The 16,252-nt window shown below is 67.5% G+C and carries 17 protein-coding genes; 11 read left to right on the plus strand and 6 right to left on the minus strand.

Annotation, left to right across the window (positions count from 1 at the left end; genetic code table 11):
* The first annotated feature begins 1 nt into the window (after position 1).
* The gene (locus tag NUU27_RS04770; protein WP_257760921.1) at positions 2-724 is read left to right on the plus strand and encodes an ABC transporter ATP-binding protein; all 723 of its coding nucleotides are present in this window, start codon (positions 2-4) and stop codon (positions 722-724) included.
* 121 nt (positions 725-845) lie between these two features.
* On the opposite strand, the gene NUU27_RS04775 is transcribed toward NUU27_RS04770, so the two are convergent.
* Positions 846-1,175: a GIY-YIG nuclease family protein gene (locus NUU27_RS04775; protein ID WP_257760922.1), complete on the minus strand. Its 330-nt coding sequence runs from the start codon at positions 1,173-1,175 to the stop codon at positions 846-848.
* A gap of 268 nt (positions 1,176-1,443) precedes the next feature.
* Positions 1,444-2,043 carry a bifunctional nicotinamidase/pyrazinamidase gene (gene pncA / locus NUU27_RS04780; RefSeq protein ID WP_257760923.1) on the minus strand — a complete coding sequence of 200 codons (600 nt, stop codon included), beginning with the start codon at positions 2,041-2,043 and terminating at the stop codon, positions 1,444-1,446.
* Between the two features lie 170 nt (positions 2,044-2,213).
* Between pncA and NUU27_RS04785 the strand changes: the two genes are divergently transcribed.
* Genes NUU27_RS04785 through NUU27_RS04810 form a run of 6 tightly spaced genes read left to right on the plus strand, consistent with a single transcriptional unit; the run spans position 2,214 to position 9,323 of the window.
* Positions 2,214-3,068 (plus strand): xanthine dehydrogenase family protein subunit M, encoded by an 855-nt coding sequence (locus NUU27_RS04785; RefSeq protein WP_257760924.1) that lies wholly within the window; start codon positions 2,214-2,216, stop codon positions 3,066-3,068.
* A complete protein-coding gene (locus tag NUU27_RS04790) occupies positions 3,065-5,815 on the plus strand; it encodes a molybdopterin-dependent oxidoreductase (protein ID WP_257760925.1) in 2,751 nt (916 codons plus the stop codon). Before NUU27_RS04785 ends, NUU27_RS04790 begins: the two co-directional genes overlap by 4 nt.
* Complete coding sequence (locus NUU27_RS04795) at positions 5,812-7,353, plus strand: 6-hydroxynicotinate reductase (RefSeq protein ID WP_257760926.1); 1,542 nt, start codon at positions 5,812-5,814, stop codon at positions 7,351-7,353. Before NUU27_RS04790 ends, NUU27_RS04795 begins: the two co-directional genes overlap by 4 nt.
* Positions 7,350-8,285, plus strand: a complete 936-nt coding sequence (locus NUU27_RS04800) for a UPF0280 family protein (protein ID WP_257760927.1) — start codon at positions 7,350-7,352, stop codon at positions 8,283-8,285. The genes NUU27_RS04795 and NUU27_RS04800 overlap by 4 nt, the downstream gene beginning before the upstream one ends.
* Positions 8,278-8,862 carry an amino acid synthesis family protein gene (locus NUU27_RS04805; RefSeq protein ID WP_257760928.1) on the plus strand — a complete coding sequence of 195 codons (585 nt, stop codon included), beginning with the start codon at positions 8,278-8,280 and terminating at the stop codon, positions 8,860-8,862. The genes NUU27_RS04800 and NUU27_RS04805 overlap by 8 nt, the downstream gene beginning before the upstream one ends.
* Positions 8,859-9,323 carry a MarR family winged helix-turn-helix transcriptional regulator gene (locus NUU27_RS04810; RefSeq protein ID WP_257760929.1) on the plus strand — a complete coding sequence of 155 codons (465 nt, stop codon included), beginning with the start codon at positions 8,859-8,861 and terminating at the stop codon, positions 9,321-9,323. The genes NUU27_RS04805 and NUU27_RS04810 overlap by 4 nt, the downstream gene beginning before the upstream one ends.
* On the opposite strand, the gene NUU27_RS04815 is transcribed toward NUU27_RS04810, so the two are convergent.
* On the minus strand, positions 9,265-9,924 hold the full coding sequence (locus NUU27_RS04815) for a queuosine precursor transporter (protein WP_257760930.1): 660 nt from the start codon (positions 9,922-9,924) through the stop codon (positions 9,265-9,267). The genes NUU27_RS04810 and NUU27_RS04815 overlap by 59 nt on opposite strands.
* Before the next feature lie 102 nt (positions 9,925-10,026).
* The gene (gene rpmB / locus NUU27_RS04820) at positions 10,027-10,323 is read right to left on the minus strand and encodes a 50S ribosomal protein L28 (RefSeq protein WP_257760931.1); all 297 of its coding nucleotides are present in this window, start codon (positions 10,321-10,323) and stop codon (positions 10,027-10,029) included.
* A 244-nt stretch (positions 10,324-10,567) separates the two neighbouring features.
* Here rpmB and NUU27_RS04825 point away from each other — a divergent pair, with 244 nt between their 5' ends.
* Both NUU27_RS04825 and NUU27_RS04830 read left to right on the plus strand, forming a co-directional pair.
* Positions 10,568-11,326 carry a DUF3108 domain-containing protein gene (locus NUU27_RS04825; protein ID WP_257760932.1) on the plus strand — a complete coding sequence of 253 codons (759 nt, stop codon included), beginning with the start codon at positions 10,568-10,570 and terminating at the stop codon, positions 11,324-11,326.
* Between the two features lie 138 nt (positions 11,327-11,464).
* Positions 11,465-12,355 carry a DMT family transporter gene (locus NUU27_RS04830; RefSeq protein ID WP_257760933.1) on the plus strand — a complete coding sequence of 297 codons (891 nt, stop codon included), beginning with the start codon at positions 11,465-11,467 and terminating at the stop codon, positions 12,353-12,355.
* A 129-nt stretch (positions 12,356-12,484) separates the two neighbouring features.
* On the opposite strand, the gene gloB is transcribed toward NUU27_RS04830, so the two are convergent.
* The gene (gene gloB, locus NUU27_RS04835) at positions 12,485-13,252 is read right to left on the minus strand and encodes a hydroxyacylglutathione hydrolase (protein WP_257760934.1); all 768 of its coding nucleotides are present in this window, start codon (positions 13,250-13,252) and stop codon (positions 12,485-12,487) included.
* 111 nt (positions 13,253-13,363) lie between these two features.
* Here gloB and NUU27_RS04840 point away from each other — a divergent pair, with 111 nt between their 5' ends.
* Positions 13,364-14,131: a class I SAM-dependent methyltransferase gene (locus NUU27_RS04840; RefSeq protein ID WP_257760935.1), complete on the plus strand. Its 768-nt coding sequence runs from the start codon at positions 13,364-13,366 to the stop codon at positions 14,129-14,131.
* Positions 14,128-15,195 (plus strand): nitronate monooxygenase family protein, encoded by a 1,068-nt coding sequence (locus tag NUU27_RS04845; protein ID WP_257760936.1) that lies wholly within the window; start codon positions 14,128-14,130, stop codon positions 15,193-15,195. The genes NUU27_RS04840 and NUU27_RS04845 overlap by 4 nt, the downstream gene beginning before the upstream one ends.
* Positions 15,196-15,252: 57 nt before the next feature.
* Here NUU27_RS04845 and metA read toward each other — a convergent pair whose 3' ends face one another.
* Positions 15,253-16,224, minus strand: coding sequence for a homoserine O-succinyltransferase (metA, locus tag NUU27_RS04850; protein ID WP_257760937.1), 972 nt, complete (start codon positions 16,222-16,224; stop codon positions 15,253-15,255).
* Positions 16,225-16,252: the final 28 nt, after the last annotated feature.

The following is a 16,252-nucleotide window of genomic DNA, read 5'->3' on the forward strand; positions in this document are numbered from 1 at the left end:
GATGACAGCCGCATCGGGAATGGCCGCATTGAGAATGGAAGGCGTCGACAGCTTCTACGGGCATGTGCAGGTGCTGCGCGGCTTCGATCTGGAGCTGAAGTCAGGCGAGGTGCTGTGCCTGCTCGGCCGCAACGGTGCCGGCAAGACGACGGCGCTGAAAACCATCATGGGCCTGGTGCCGGCGACGGCCGGCCGCATCCTGCTCGGCGATGCGGACCTGACGAAGCTGCCGCCGCACGAGGTGCCGAAGGCCGGCGTCGCCTACGTGCCGCAGGGCCGCCGGCTGTTCTCGGAGCTGACGGTCGCCGAGAACATAGAGGTCGGCCTGATGACGCGCGGCAAGGGGGCGGCGACCCGCGAGGCCGTGCTCGATCTCTTCCCGGTCCTGCGCGAGCGGCTGAAGCAGCGCTCGGGCACGCTGTCGGGCGGCGAGCAGCAGATGCTCGCCATGGCCCGCGCGCTGTGTCTGGAGCCGCAGGTTCTGCTGCTCGACGAGCCGACCGAGGGGCTGATGCCATCGATGATCGCCCGCATCCGCGAGACGGTGGCCGGTTTGCGCGAGCGCGGCGTCTCGACCATCCTGGTCGAACAGCGCGTCGATGCGGTGCTGCCGGTGGCCGACCGCGTCGCCTTCATCGAGAACGGCCGCAACCGCGAAACCGTCCCCGTCGAGCGCCTGCGCGCCGACCCGGACATGGTGCACCGCTATGTGGGCGTGGGGTGAGCAGGTTCGGCCTGTCGCTGGAGATTGGCGCCGGGCGCCCTCGTGGTTCGACAAGCTCACCATGAGGGCTGTTGAGAAGCCTGCGCCGAATAGCAGTCAAGCGCTCTCTAAGCAGTAGCCCTCATGGTGAGCTTGTCGAACCACGAGGGCGCTTGGCATCGGCCTTTTCTTGCCTGTTGCGTGCCAATCCGGGCAGTGCCTCGTAATCGAGTGCGATCAGAGCCTCCTTCTTCGCACGCGACCAGCCCTTGATCTGCCTTTCGCGGGCGATCGCATCGAGAATGCGGTCATAGGTTTCCGTGAACACAAGTTCGACCGGCCGGCGGCGCTTGGTGAAGCCGTCACAGATGCCTTCATTGTGTTCCCAGAGGCGGCTCTCCACGGTCTGTTTCGTCAGGCCGGTGTAATAGGAGCCGTCCGAGCAGCGCAGGATGTAGACGGTGACCTCCATGCTCTTCTCCAATACTGGTAGAAACCATGCAGAATAGAACACGCTTCGGTTGTTTTGAAGTCTTGTGGTGCCAAGCACCCTCGTGGTTCGACAAGCTCACCATGAGGGTTACTGAGAGGCCCTCGCCACGATACCGGCCTCAGCGCGGAGCAGTTCGAATTGCTGATGTTTCCCGGCATGCATCGTCGACGATTCAATAACCCTCATGGTGAGCTTGTCGAACCACGAGGGTGCTCGGCGCCAACTGTCCCAACCTCGCCCCGCCACCTCACAGCAGCTCCACCCCGGCGTCCTTCATCCTGGCCGTCATCGCGGCCAGTGAGCCGCCGAGGTCGATCGCCCGGCAGCCTTCCAGCACCACGCTTGCCGCAAAGCCCTGACGGCGGGCGTCGAGGGCCGAGTAGGCGACGCAGAAATCCGTCGCCAGCCCGGCCAGGGTGACCCTCGAAATGCCCCGCTCGCGCAGGTAGCCGGCAAGCCCGGTCGGCGTTTCGCGGTCGTTCTCGAAAAAGGCCGAATAGCTGTCGATGGTCGACCGGAAGCCCTTGCGGATCACCAGCTCCGCCCGGGTCCAGTCGAGCCCGGGGTGAAAATCCGCTCCCCTGGTCCCCTGCACGCAATGGTCGGGCCACAGCGTCTGCTCGCCATAGGGCATGTCGACCGTCTCGAACGGCGCCTTGCCGGGATGCGAGGAGGCGAAGCTCGAATGGCCGGCCGGATGCCAGTCCTGCGTCAGCACCACATGCTCGAAGCGCCGGATCAGGCCGTTCACCACCGGCACCACCTCGTCGCCCTCCGCAACGGCCAGCGCGCCGCCGGGGCAAAAGTCGTTCTGCACATCGATGACGATCAGCGCTTCGTCCGCCATGCCTGCTCCTCGCCTTGCTGAAAGCTCGCGGCGAAGGTGGACCGAATGTTCCCCTTTGACAAGCGGCGCAAGCGGCGTATCATTTGTACACGAATGAATTTGGGCCTCGACGAACAAGCACAAGAAGGGCCCAGGGAACGATACGGCTATCAAGGGCAGGCAGGCGCAGCATGGACTATGCCAGACCGACCGAACTGGAGGAGGCGTTAGGGCTCTTATGCTCGAAACGCTGGACGATACTTGCCGGCGGCACGGATTTTTATCCGGCGCTCGGCGCGGGACCGCTGAAGGACGACGTGCTGGACATCAACGGGCTTTCGATGCTGGAGGGAATCGCCGAGACCGACGCGCATATCCTCATTGGTGCGCGAACGAGCTGGAGCACCGTCATCCGCACGCCGCTGCCACCCGCCTTCGACATGCTGAAGGAGGCTGCGCGTGAGGTCGGCTCCGTGCAGATCCAGAACACCGGCACCGTGGCCGGCAATCTGTGCAACGCTTCGCCTGCCGCCGACGGCGTGCCGCCGCTCCTGGCGCTCGATGCCGAGGTCGAGCTCGCTTCGTCCGACGGCCGCCGCCACCTGCCGCTGGCATCCTTCGTTCTCGGCAACCGCAAGACGGCGCGCGAGCCCCATGAGATGGTCACCGCGATCCGTGTGCCGAAGACCTCTGCCGCGGGCCGCTCGGGCTTCGTCAAGCTCGGTGCCCGGCGCTATCTGGTGATCTCCATCGCCATGGCGGCAGCGCGTCTGGTGCTCGAGGGCGGGCGGGTCGCCGAGGCCGCCATCGCCGTCGGTTCCTGCTCCGCCGTGGCACAGCGCCTCTCGGCGCTCGAAGACCGGCTGCGGGGCGGCGATGCGGCTGCGCTCATGCCGCTGATCGATGCCTACGGGTTTCCCGAACTCACCCCCATCGACGACGTGCGCGGCAGCGCTGCCTATCGGCGCGAGGCGGCGCGCGAGATCGTCAAACGGGCCGTCGCCGGTCTGCTCGGCGAAGCGGAACGGGGAGGGCTTGCGGCATGAGCGGCGCGCGCCTCAAACTGTCCTTCGAGGTCAACGGCAATCCGGTCGAGGCGGAGGTCGCGCCCCTGCAGCGGCTTTCTTCCGTGCTGCGCGACGAGCTGGGCTTCAAGGGCACCAAGGTCGGGTGCGATGCGGGCGATTGCGGTGCCTGTTCCGTGCTCGTCGACGGTGAGGTGGTCTGCGCCTGCCTGGTGCCGGCGGCAAACCTTTCGGGCCGCCGGGTGCGCACGGTGGAGGGGCTTTCGAAGGGCAGCCTGTCCGCCCTGCAGGAATCGTTCCTGCGTCACGGCGCGGCCCAGTGCGGCATCTGCACGCCGGGTCTCCTGATCAGCGCGACGGCCCTTCTTGAACGCAATCCCGCTCCGTCCGAGCAGGAGGTGCGCGATGCGCTGGGCGGCGTGCTCTGCCGCTGCACCGGCTACCGCAAGATCATCGACGCGGTGATGAACGCCAACCGCTCGGTCGCCGTCGATGCGGCGCTGGTCGGGCAGGGGGCGGCGGTCGGTGCATCGCCGATCCGGCTCGACGGGCGTCGCAAGGTGACGGGCAGCGAGGTCTTCGGTGCCGACGAGCGACCGGCCGAGGCCCTTTCTGTGGCCGTGGTCCGCTCGCCGCACTGGCACGCGACGTTCGAGATCGGCGATACGCAGACCTTTGTCGCCGCTCATCCCGGCATCGTCGCCGTCTTCACGGCGGCCGATATTCCGGGCGAAAACCGCTTCGGCGTCATTCCACCCTTCGCCGACCAGCCGGCGCTGGCCGAGGAAAGGGTGCGCTTCCGCGGCGAGGCGGTGGCGCTCGTCGCCGGAGAACGCACGGCGATCGAGGCGCTGGACCTTGCCGAATTCCCCATCGCCTGGCACGAGCTGCCCCATGCCCTTACACCGGCGGAGGCGCGGCGGGACGGTTTCCCCGACCTGCATGAAGGGCGGGCGAACAATCAGCTCACCCGGGGCTTCGTCGAGTGCGGCGACCCGGAGGCGGCCATCCGGGACGCCCATGTCACAGTCGCGGGCGACATCGAGACCTCCTATGTGGAGCACGCCTATATCGAGCCCGAGGCGGGTTTTGCCGCCATGGAGGGCGATACGCTGGTCATCAAGGCATGCACCCAGGCACCCTATATGGACCGCGACGACACGGCCAAGGTTCTCGGCCTGCCGCCCGACAAGGTGCGCATCGTTCCGCTGGCGACAGGCGGCGGCTTCGGCTCCAAGCTCGACGTCTCGCTGCAGCCGCTGGTCGGCCTCGTGGCGCTCAAGACCGGGCGTCCGGCGGCGATCGTCTACACGCGCGGCGACTCCATGCGCTCCACCACCAAGCGCCATCCGGCCGCCATGCGGGCGACGATCGGCGCGGACGCAGACGGCCGTGTCACCGGCATGGTGTTCGAGGGCGATTTCAACACCGGCGCTTACGCCAGCTGGGGCCCCACGGTGGCGAACCGCGTGCCGGTGCACGCCTCCGGGCCGTATCGCACGCCGCATTACCGCGCCACGGGCCGGGCGATCCACACCAACGGGCCGGTTTCGGGCGCCTTCCGCGGCTTCGGCGTGCCGCAGGCGACCATCATGCAGGAGGTGCTCTACGACCGGCTGGCCGAAAAGCTCGGCCGCGACCGGCTCGCGTTCCGCATCGACAACGCGCTCGTCGACGGCGACCGCACCACGTGCGGCCAGGTGCTCTCCGGTGTCGGCATCCGTCAGTGCCTCGAGGCCCTCAGGCCCCACTGGGCGCGCGCCGGGGCCGAAGCCGAGGCGTTCAACGCGCGTGACGGCAAGATCCGGCGCGGCATCGGCATCGCCTCCTGCTGGTATGGCTGCGGCAACACCGCGCTGCCCAATCCCTCCACCATCCGTGTCGGCATCAGGGCATCGGGCAAGGTGATGCTGCATCAGGGGGCGGTGGATATCGGCCAGGGCTCCAACACGGTGATCGCGCAGATTTGCGCCGATGCGGCGGGCCTGCCGCTGTCCGTCTTCACCCTCATCGGCGGCGACACGACCCTGACGCCGGACGCGGGAAAGACCTCGGCCTCGCGCCAGACCTTCATTTCCGGCAAGGCGGCGCAAAAGGCGGGCAGGAGCTTGCGCGAGAGCATCCTGCGCTTCGCCAATGTCTCGGCCACGGCCGACATCAGTGTCGAAAGCGGCGCTCTCATCGTTCGTGAGGGCGAGGTGCGGCGTCGCATCGTCCTTGCCGAGCTCGAGCCCGATGCGCGCGGCTATGTCTTCTCGGCCGAGGAGACCTATGATCCGCCGACCACGGCGCTGGACGAAAAGGGGCAGGGCACGCCCTATGCCGTCTATGGCTACGGTGCGCAGCTTGTCGAACTGGAGGTCGACACGACACTCGGCACCGTGCGCCTCCTCCGGATCACCGCCGCGCACGATGTGGGCCGCGCCATCAACCCGCTTCTGGTCGAAGGGCAGATCGAGGGCGGCATCGCCCAGGGCATCGGCCTGGCGCTGATGGAGGAATATGTGCCGGGGCGGACCGAGAACCTGCACGACTATCTGATCCCGACGATCGGCGACGTGCCGCCCATCGAGACCATCCTGATCGAGGTGCCGGATGCCGAAGGGCCGTTCGGCGCCAAGGGGCTCGGCGAGCATGTCCTGATCCCCACGGCGCCGGCGATCCTCAATGCCATACGCCATGCCTCCGGCGCCGAGATCACGCGCGTGCCGGCAACCCCGAGCCGCATTCTCGAGGCAATCCGGGCGAGGGAGGAGCGACGGGCATGAACGAACTGACCGAACGTTTCGAGGTGGCGCCGCCCGAAAAGCCGGCCGGCAAGGGGGAAACGGGCGAAAAGCTGCGCTGCGACGCCTGCCCGGTGATGTGCTACATCGCCGAGGGCCGCACCGGCGCCTGCGACCGCTACGGCAATTTCGGCGGCAGGATCACGCGCTGCGACCCGGTGACGGTGCTCGAGCACGCGGCGGATGAGGGCGGGACCCTGGTGCCGTTCGAGGGCGAGGAGCCGTGGGACGGCGAACTCGTCAACACGAAGCGCCGCTTCGTCAGCGCCGTCGGCGCCGGCACCACCTATCCGGACTACAAGCCCGCCCCCTTCATCGTCTCGCAGGAGGTGGAGGGCGTCGATCTCGTCACCGTGGTCACCGAGGGCATCTTCTCCTATTGCGGCGTCAAGGTGAAGATCGACACCGACCGCTTCCTCGGGCCGGAGGCGGCGGCGGTTCGTGCCGGCGGCGAGGCGATCGGCCATGTCACGACTGCCGAATACGGCAGCCAGATGCTGTCGCTCGGCGGCGTGCACCACCTCACCGGCGGCTCCAAGGCCGAGGGGCGGCTCACCTGCCAGGCGCTGATGGACCTGTGCAACAAGAAGCCGGTGGAACTCACGATCGACGGCGGCGCGACCGTCATCGTGGAGGCCGGCCGGCCGCCGGTCATCGACGGCAAGCGCGAGGAGCGCATGCGGGTCGGCTGCGGCTCGGCGACCATCGGCATGTTCGCCACCCAATGGAAGGGGCTGGTGGACGAGGTGGTGGTGGTCGACGACCACATCACCGGCGTCGTCTCCGAGCATCAGGCCGGCAAGGTCATCGGCTGGGCCGATACCGGCATCAAGATCGTCGGCCGGCGCTCCACGCCGGGGCGCTACTTCAAGGTTTCCGAGCCGGGCCTCGGCTGGGGCGGCACGACGATCGACGATCCGCTGCAGATCCTCGGCGAGTTCAACGAGAAGAAGGGTGCGCGGCCCGGCCTGTCGCTGCTGATGGTCTCCACCACCGGCGAGCAGTTCGCCTATTACGAGCTCGACGCGGCGCTGAAGCCGGTCAAGAAGCCCTTCCCCGAGCGCCTGCGCAAATCGGTCGAGCTGATCGAGGAGAATTGCGAGCCGGCGCTGTGCACCGTCCTGTTCATGGGCGGGGCAGGCGGCTCCCTGCGGGCCGGCGTGACGGAGAACCCGGTCAATCTGACGCGCTCGGTGCAAGGCCTCAGGACCTATGTCACCGTCGGTGGCGCTCCGGTCTATGTGTGGCCCGGCGGCGGCATCACCATCATGGTCGATGTCACGCGGACGCCCGACAACGCCTTCGGCTACGTGCCGACGCCGGCGCTGGTCGCGCCGATCGAATTCACCCTGCGCCGCGACGACTACATCCGCCTCGGCGGCTATGCCGACGAGATCCGCAGCGTTGCGGACGTGCTGGAAAAGGGCGGAGACTATTTCAACGCGCGTCAGATGCGAAAGGCGGCTCCCGCCAATCCTTGGCCGCCGTTGCAGCAATTGCGCCGCGAGCCCGGCCGATGACAGGCCCTGTCGCCTCCTGGCTCCCCGATGGGCGCCGCCTGCATCTCAATCACGGGCCGATCGACCTGATCGTCGAGGCCTATGGTCCGGACGACGAGCGCCGCGCCGCCTATCGGCAGGCCGTCGCGCGCTTCCGGACGATCCTCGAGGAGCTGGTGGCGGAGCTTCCCGCCTTGCGCAGTCCCGTCGACACACGGCCGCACGCGTTCCGTGGTTCCACCGCCCGGCGCATGGAGCGGGCGGTGCGGCCGCATTTTCCCCTGTTTGTCACGCCCATGGCGGCGGTGGCCGGCAGCGTCGCCGACGAAGTGCTCGCCGCCATGGTCGAGGGGCGGGCGCTCGACCGGGCCTATGTCAACAATGGCGGCGACATCGCGCTTCACCTGGCTCCCGGCCAGACGATTGCGGCTGCCGTCGCCGGTACGGGCAACGGTTTTGCCGACCGGCTGACCTTCGGCGCCGCCCATCCCGTGCGCGGCATCGCCACCAGCGGCTGGCGCGGGCGCAGCCACTCGCTCGGCATCGCCGATGCGGTGACCGTGCTTGCCGCGAGCGCCGCCGCCGCGGATGCCGCCGCGACGCTGATCGCCAACGCCGTCGATCTGCCCGGCCATGCGGCCATCGACCGGGTTCCGGCGCGCCAGCTCGCGCCCGACAGCGATCTCGGCGACCGCCTCGTCACGCGCGGCGTCGGCGCGCTTTCGGCGGTGGAGGTCGCAGCGGCTCTCGACAACGGCCTCTGCGCCGCCGAAGCCATGCGGCAACGCGGCCTCATCGAGGCCGCCGCGCTCTTCCTGCAGGGCGAAAGCCGCCTGTGCGGCGGCGCCGGGTTCGTCACCGAGAGGGATTGCGGGATGGATGCGAACACCGCCATAACCGGCCGGCCGCGATCACCACAGAGCTTCATCGATAGGATTGGACATCATGCCTGACTTCGCCTTGCGCAAGATCGCTCTTCTCACCGAGGAAATCCGCCACGAGGGCGGACCGGCGCCGGCCGTGCCGCGCCGCCGGGCGGCCGTCATGGCATTGGTGAGGAATCCTTTCGCCGGTCGCTATGTCGATGCGCTCGAAAGCGCCATGGACGATCTCAAGCCGCTCGGCCTCGAGATGACCGACCGCCTCATCGCAGCGCTCGGCGGCGATGCGTCCGTCATAGACGGTTTCGGCAAGGGCGCCATCGTCGGCACGGCGGGCGAGCTGGAGCACGGCGCGCTGTGGCACGTGCCGGGCGGCTATGCCATGCGCGAGCGGCTCGGCGATTCCAAGGCCATTGTGCCCTCGGCGAAGAAGGTCGGTGCCTTCGGCGCGCGCATCGACGTTCCGCTCGGCCACATCAACGCGGCCTATGTGCGCAGCCATTTCGACGCCATGGAGGTGGGCCTGTCGGACGGCCCGCGGCCCGACGAGATCCTGTTCGTCCTCGCCATGGCCTGCGGCCCCAGGGTGCATGCCCGCATGGGCGGCCTCAAGGCCGAAGACGTGAAGGGCGAGGACGGCCTCAGATGAGGGCGCCCGGCAAGACTTTTCAGGTGTTGCCGGGAGGGCGGGCCGCTGATGCCTACGACCTGCAGGAGCAGGTGGGCTTCATCCTGCGCAAGGCCAACCAGCGGCACCTGTCGATCTTCGCCGCCCGCATCAGCGATCTCACCCCGCCGCAATTCGCCGCGCTGGCCAAGCTGCACGAGGTGGGAGCCACCTCGCAGAACCAGCTCGGCCAGATGGTGGCAATGGACGCGGCCACCATCAAGGGCGTCATCGACCGGCTGAAGGCACGCGGGCTGGTCGAGCTCGAGCCGCACGGCAAGGACCGCCGGCGTCTGGTCGTCAGCCTGAGCGAGAAGGGCCGTGAACTGGTCGAGGCGCTGCTGCCGGAGGCGCTGGAGGTGACCGAAGAAACGCTGGCGCCGCTCACGCCGCGCGAGACGGCGACTTTCCTGCGGCTTTTGACGAAGCTTGCCGAGGGTTGAGCACGGAAAGCAGGGCGCCGTAGGGCGCTAGCATGAGGAGGCCAATCAGCACCTTCACGGCGAAATCGCCGAGCGCCAGCGATAGCCATAGCGGCGCCTCGATGCCGGTGCCGAACAGCGACACCGGGAAGGCGAGCGAGCCGTCCTCGCGCCCCAGCGCCGTATCGAGGAAGGCGAAGCGCGCCGCAAAGGCGATGGAGAAGAACAGCACCGTGTCGAGCACGGAGCCGATCAGGGTGGAGATCAGCGGAGCGCGCCACCAGGCGCTGCCGCGCAGCCGATCGAAGACCGCCACGTCGAGCAGCTGCGCGAAGAGGAAGGCGCTGCCGGAGGCGAGCGCGATGCGCGGGCTCGCCAGCCAGATCGACAGGATCACGGCCAGCACGAAGCCCGCCAGCACGACGCGCCGCGCCGCGGCCGGACCGAAGCGGCGGTTGCTGAGATCGTTGACCAGGAAGGCGACCGGATAGGTGAAGGCGCCCCAGGTGAGGAGCTCGCCGAGGCCGAGATACCGGAAGGGATACTGGACGAGGATGTTCGAAGCGACGACGATCGCCGCCATGGCGGCCATGAAAGGCCAGATCGCAGAGAAGCGCTTCATTTTTTTATCCTGGGTGATGGAACCAGAAGCCCGCCGGAAGGCGGGCTGATGTCGTACCGTGAAGTCGTTCCGGGCGGCCGCGCGGCCGCTGCCGAACCTTATTTATGCGGCAGGCTGCTCGGCCAGCTTCTTCTCGACCTGCTTCTTCAAAAGCCGGGCGCGCTGGGACAATTCGTTGGTCTTGGCCTTCACGAGGAAAGCGTCGAGGCCGCCGCGATGTTCCACCGAGCGCAGGGCGTTGGCGGAGACGCGCAGGCGCACGCTCTGGCCGAGGGCCTCGGACTGCAACGTCACGTGGCACAGATTCGGCAGGAAGCGACGCCGCGTCTTGTTGTTCGCGTGGCTGACATTGTTGCCGGTCAGAACGGCTTTGCCGGTCAATTCGCAAGCGCGGGACATGTCTTCAAACCTTCATCGTCTTGGCCCGTCCATAACCCGTTGCCGCACCTGAAACTGGCGGCGCGCGGTCGATCATTGGCGGCCTTATGGAAAAAGTTGCCGTTCCATAGAGATATTTGACACGATGGTCAAGCACCCGGGGGGAATCATCCCGCAGGATATTCCAAAGATTCGCCGCATTGCTGCAGCTAGACAGGGGCGAGGGACGGGGCCGGATTTGCGGCCATTGCTGGAGGTGCGATCGATGCGGCACGCGGGCCATCGCCTTTGTCTCGGTTTTCTTCTCTTGGTCTCGGCGGTGCCGGCCCACGCCGAAACCTATCGGCTGCGCTACCACGCTTCGCTGTTCGGCCTGCCGATCGGGCGGGCGGATTTCACGAGCATCCTCGACAAGAACCGTTTCGAGGTCACCGGGCGTTTTGCCAGCGCCGGCATCGCGCGCCTGTTCGAGCGCACCGACGGCACGGTCACCTCCAAGGGGCGGCTTGCCGGGAGCAAGGTCGTGCCGGCCGCCTATGCGCTCGATTACAGGAGCGGCGGCAAGCGAGAGACCACGGCGATCCGCTTCAGCGGCGGGCGCATCGCCGAGACCGTCGTCACGCCGAGGCCGAAGAAGCGCGGCGACGACTGGGTGGCCGTCACCAAGGCGGATCTGGCCGATGCGATGGACCCTCTGTCGGCGCTGCTGTCGCCGGTGGAGAGCGCCGCGGAGGTGTGCAACCGCCGCTTCAAGGTGTTCGACGGCGAGATGCGCGCCGACATCGTTTTCAGCCCCGCCGGGCAAAATGAGCAGATCCGCGGCGCCGCCGTCACCTGCAAGGTGCGCGTGCTGCCGGTCTCCGGTTATCGCGAGGGGCGCTCGACCATCACTTTCCTGCGCGAGAAGGCTCGTATATTGGTTGCCTTCACGCCGTTGGGCGCCAAGGGGCATCATACGCCGGTCGAGGCGCTGATCGGCACCAAGATCGGCACGGTGCATGTGAGCGGCCAGCCGGTGAACTAGCATTTTGCAGCCGGGTGGCTCACCCGGCCTCGCACAAATGCGGCAAAAACAGCATTTGCAGCCGGGTGGTTCACTCCGGCGTCGCACAAATGTTCGGAAGCAAACGGGTCGAGGCGCCATAGCGCCGGGAGGGGAAGCTTGGCGCGCGCCACCTTGATCGGATTTTCAGCCGTCGTGATGTGGGCGCTCTTGGCGCTCTTCACCTCCGCTTCCGGCGCCGTGCCGCCGTTCCAGCTTTCCGCGCTGGCCTTTTCCGTGGCGACGCTGATCGGGCTTGCCATGCGGCTGGTCGCCCCGCCGCGCGAGAAGGCCGGCCCGATCCCGCCGGTGGTCTGGCTCATCGGCATTGCCGGCCTGTTCGGCTATCACTTCTTCTATTTCACGGCGCTGCGCAACGCGCCGGCGGTGGAGGCGAGCCTGATCGCCTATCTGTGGCCGCTGCTGATCGTGCTGGGCTCCGCGTTGATGCCGGGCGAGCGGCTTGGCTGGCATCACATCGCCGGCGCGCTTCTGGGGCTCGCCGGCACGGCGCTGATCATCACCAAGGGCGGCGGCTTCACCTTCGAGAGCCGCTATGCGCTGGGTTACGCGATGGCCGGCGTCTGCGCGCTGTTCTGGTCGGGCTATTCGCTCCTGTCGCGCCGCTTCCAGGCGGTGCCCACCTCGACGGTGACCTGGTTCTGCCTGGCGACGGCGGTCCTGTCGGCGCTTTGCCATCTGGCGCTTGAGCAGACGGTCTGGCCGGCCGCGCCGGGCGAGTGGCTGGCCGTTCTCGGTCTCGGGCTGATGCCGGTGGGAGCGGCGTTCTATGCATGGGACTACGGCGTCAAGCGCGGCAACATCCAGGTGCTGGGCGCCTCGAGCTATGCCGCGCCGCTCCTGTCGACGCTGATCCTGATCGCCGCCGGTGCCGCGCAGCCCACCGCCACCATCATCGCCGCTTGCCTGCTCATCACCTTCGGTGCCGCGCTGGCCGCCAAGAACATGATCCTGAAGCCGAACCGCAAGCGGGCCGGCGAGGCCGCCTAGGACGTTTTCCGGTTCCGGCCCGCGCTCTAGAGCATTTTGCAGTCAGGTGGAATCACCTGACGACCGCATAAATGCGGAAAAACAAAGAAGATAGATCGGGACAGCGTTTCCATGAAACGATGAACCGATCTAGAAAATGTCCTTCCGCTTGCGGATTTCGGTGAAGACGGCCTCATCCGAGGCGTTCTCCATGCCGAGGTTGCGGCGGATGACGGGATCGTGCCAGCGCAGGAAGGGATTGGTCGCCATTTCGGCGGCCAGTGTGGTGGGCAGGGTCGGCTTGCCCTCGGCGCGCAGGCGGGAGACCTTGGCGGCCCGCTCCTTCAGCGCCGAGTTGGTCGGATCGATCGACAGGGCGAAGCGCGCATTGGCCTCGGTGTACTCATGGCCGCAATGGATCACGGTATCGAGCGGCAGGGCGGCGAGCTTCCGGAGCGAGGCGAGCATCACCGGCGGCTTGCATTCGAACAGCCGCCCGCAGCCGAGCGAGAACAGCGTGTCGGCGGTAAACGCCACGCCGGCATCGGCGAAATGGTAGCTGACATGGCCGGCCGTGTGGCCCGGCGTCTCGATCACCCGCGCCTCCTGCCGTCCGACGCGCACCGTGTCACCTTCCCGAACCTTTCTGTCGATGCCGGGGATGCGCGGCGCCTCGGCCGCCGGACCGACGATCGCCAGGCCGAAGCGTTCCTTCAGCGCCAGATTGGCCTCCACGTGATCGGGGTGGTGATGGGTGGTCAGGATCATGGTCGGCCGCCAGCCCGTCCGCTCGACGGCTTCGAGGATCGCCCGCTCCTCCGGAGCGTCGATGAGGGCGGTCTCGCCGGTCTCCGCATCGTGGATCAGGATGCCGAAATTGTCGCTTCGGCACATGAACTGCTCGATCTCAAGGGCCATTGGCACATCTCCATTGTCGGGCGCGACGATAGGGCGGCAGCGGCGGCTTGTCACGCATCGGCGGCGCGACAATTGTTGCGAGGCCGCCCGGCGGCGGGTACCGTCTGACGCATGATTTCGGACATCGTCGCGCTCAGGGCCTTCTATTCATCGCTGCTCGGACGGCTCGCCGAGCGGTCGATCGCGATGGCGCTGTCCTCCATCTGGTCGACGGGCACCAGCGAGCGGCTCGTCGGGCTTGGCTACACGCTGCCGTGGCTCGACCGTTTCGGCGCCGATGCCGAGCGCAGCTTCGCCTTCATGCCGGCGGCACAGGGGGCGGTCAGCTGGCCGGCGGCGGGGGCCTGCGCCACGGCGCTGGTGTTCGAGGAGGAACTGCCGCTGCCCGATTCTTCGGTCGACCGGGTTCTGATGGTCCATTCGCTCGAGCACGCGGAAAACCCGCAGCAGACGCTGCTCGAAGTGTGGCGCGTGCTGGCGCCCGGCGGGCGGCTGGTGATCGCCGTGCCCAACCGGCGCGGCATGTGGGCGCGCTTCGAGCACACGCCCTTCGGCACCGGTCGGCCCTTTTCGCGGGTACAGCTCGCCGAGGCGCTGCGCGAGGCCAACTTCACGGCGACCGCCTGGAGCGAGGCGCTTCACTTTCCACCCTCGGAGCGCCGTTTCATCCTGCGCCTGCATCAGCTCCTGGAGCAGGCGGGGCGGCGCTTCTGGCCGATTTTCGCCGGCGTCCTCGTGGTGGAAGCTGAGAAACGGCTCTACCAGGGCCTGCCGGTGGCCGCCCGTGCCTCGCGCCGCGTCTTCGTGCCGGTGCTGACGCCGCAGGGCGTCACGCGCGCCCGCGCCAGGCGGCACATCGATGGAGGACAACGAGCATGATCCCCGACAAGCGCATCACGACCCTCTTCGGCATCGACCTGCCCGTCCTGCTTGCGCCGATGGCGGGCTCGGGAGGCTCCGAGCTCGCCATCGCCGTCGGCGAGGCAGGCGGCCTCGGTTCGCTGCCATGCGCGATGCTTTCGCCGCAGGACATTCGCGCCGAGATGAACCTTATCCGCCAGCGCAGCGGCAGGCCCATCAACCTCAACTTCTTCTGCCATCTGCCTCCGATACCGGACGCCGAGCGCGAGGCGGCCTGGCGCACGCGACTGAGGCCCTACTATTCCGAGTTCGGACTGGATCCGGATGCGGCACCTCCCGGCGCCGGTCGCACGCCCTTCGGCGCGGAAAGCTGTGCGCTCGTGGAGGAGCTTCGCCCGGAGGTGGTCAGCTTCCATTTCGGCTTGCCGGAAGAGGCGCTGATGCAGCGCGTGCACGCTGCCGGCGCCAGGATCATCGCGTCGGCCACCACCGTCGCCGAAGCGCGCTATCTGGAGGAGCGCGGTTGCGATGCGATCATCGCACAGGGCGCCGAGGCCGGCGGACATCGCGGCGTGTTCCTGGAAGAGGGCATCGCCACGCAGCCCGGCACGCTGGCGCTGGTTCCGCAGGTGGCCGATGCGGTATCGGTGCCGGTGATCGCCGCCGGCGGCATCGCCGACGGGCGCGGCGTTGCCGCCTGCTTCATGCTCGGGGCCTCGGCGGTGCAGGTGGGCACGGCCTATCTGCAGACGCCGGAGGCGCTGACGAGCGCCGTCCACCGCGCGGCGCTGGCGAAGGCGCGCGACGATCGCACCGTGCTCACCAACGTCTTTACCGGCCGTCCGGCACGCGGGCTTCTCAACCGCCTTGTCGCGGAGGTCGGGCCGATGAGCGCTGCGGCGCCGGAATTTCCGCTCGCCACGGCGGCTGTCGGGCCTCTGCGCACGGCGGCCGAGACCGCCGGCCTCGGCGATTTCTCGCCGCTCTGGGCAGGCCAGGCCGCACCGCTCGCCGCACCGATGCCGGCGGCGGAACTGACGGCGAAGCTGATGCGCGACGCCGAGGCTCTGCTGCGCGGCTGAGGTCAGCGCATCGGCCCGAAAATCGCAATCGATTTTCGGAAAGCACGATGCGCAGATTCAAGGTCTTACAGCGTCTTTTGTGCGTCCAAATGGACGCACAGCGCTGTAGGCGTCCTCGCCGATCCGCTCCAGCTCGTAGGGCGTGGTCTGGTAGACCTGGTTGATCCAGTTGCCGAAGAGCAGATGGGCATGCGAACGCCAGCGGTTGAGCGGCGGGCGGCTCGGGTCATCCTTCGGATAATATTCGTGAGGCAGATCCATCGGCACGCCGGCGGCGATGTCGCGGTCGTACTCTTCCTTGAGCGAGGTGGAATCGTACTCGATGTGGTTGAACATGTAGAGCCGGTTGCCGGTCGCCTCGGTCAGCAGGCACAGCCCGACCTGATCGGACTCCATCAGCACGTCGAGACCGCTTTGGGGAGAAACATCGGCGGCCCGCACCTCGGTCCAGCGCGACACGGGAATGGCGAAATCGTCCGAGAAGCCGGCAAGATAGGGCGAAGCGGGATTGTTGTTGTGGTGCCGGTAGACGCCGAAGGCCTTCTTCTCCAACGTGTGCTTCGGAATCCGGTGAAAATGCCAGGCAGCCGCCATCGCTCCCCAGCAGATGAAGTGGGAGGAATGGACGTTGGTGGTGGTCCAGTCGAAGATCTGCTCGAGCTCCTTCCAGTAGGTGACGTCCTCGAACGACAGGAGCTCCACCGGCGCGCCGGTGATGATGAAGCCGTCGAACTTGCGCGACCTGACTTCATCCCAGGTCTGGTAGAAGGTGATCAGGTGCTCTTCAGGCGTGTTCTTGGGCTTGTGGTTGCCGATGCGCACCAGCGTCAGTTCCACCTGGAGGGGCGTGGCGCCGATCAGGCGGGCGAACTGCGTTTCCGTGCGGATCTTGTTCGGCATGAGGTTCAGAAGCCCGATCTGCAGGGGGCGGACGTCCTGGCGCAGCGCCGTGCGCTCGTCCATGACGGATACGCCCTCACGCGCGAGTATGTCGCGGGCGGGAAGCTGATCGGGAATCTTGATCGGCATCTGCGTGAACTCCAAAACAAAAAAGACC

The organism is Nitratireductor sp. ZSWI3 (assembly GCF_024655565.1).
Taxonomy (GTDB): Bacteria; Pseudomonadota; Alphaproteobacteria; order Rhizobiales; family Rhizobiaceae; genus Nitratireductor.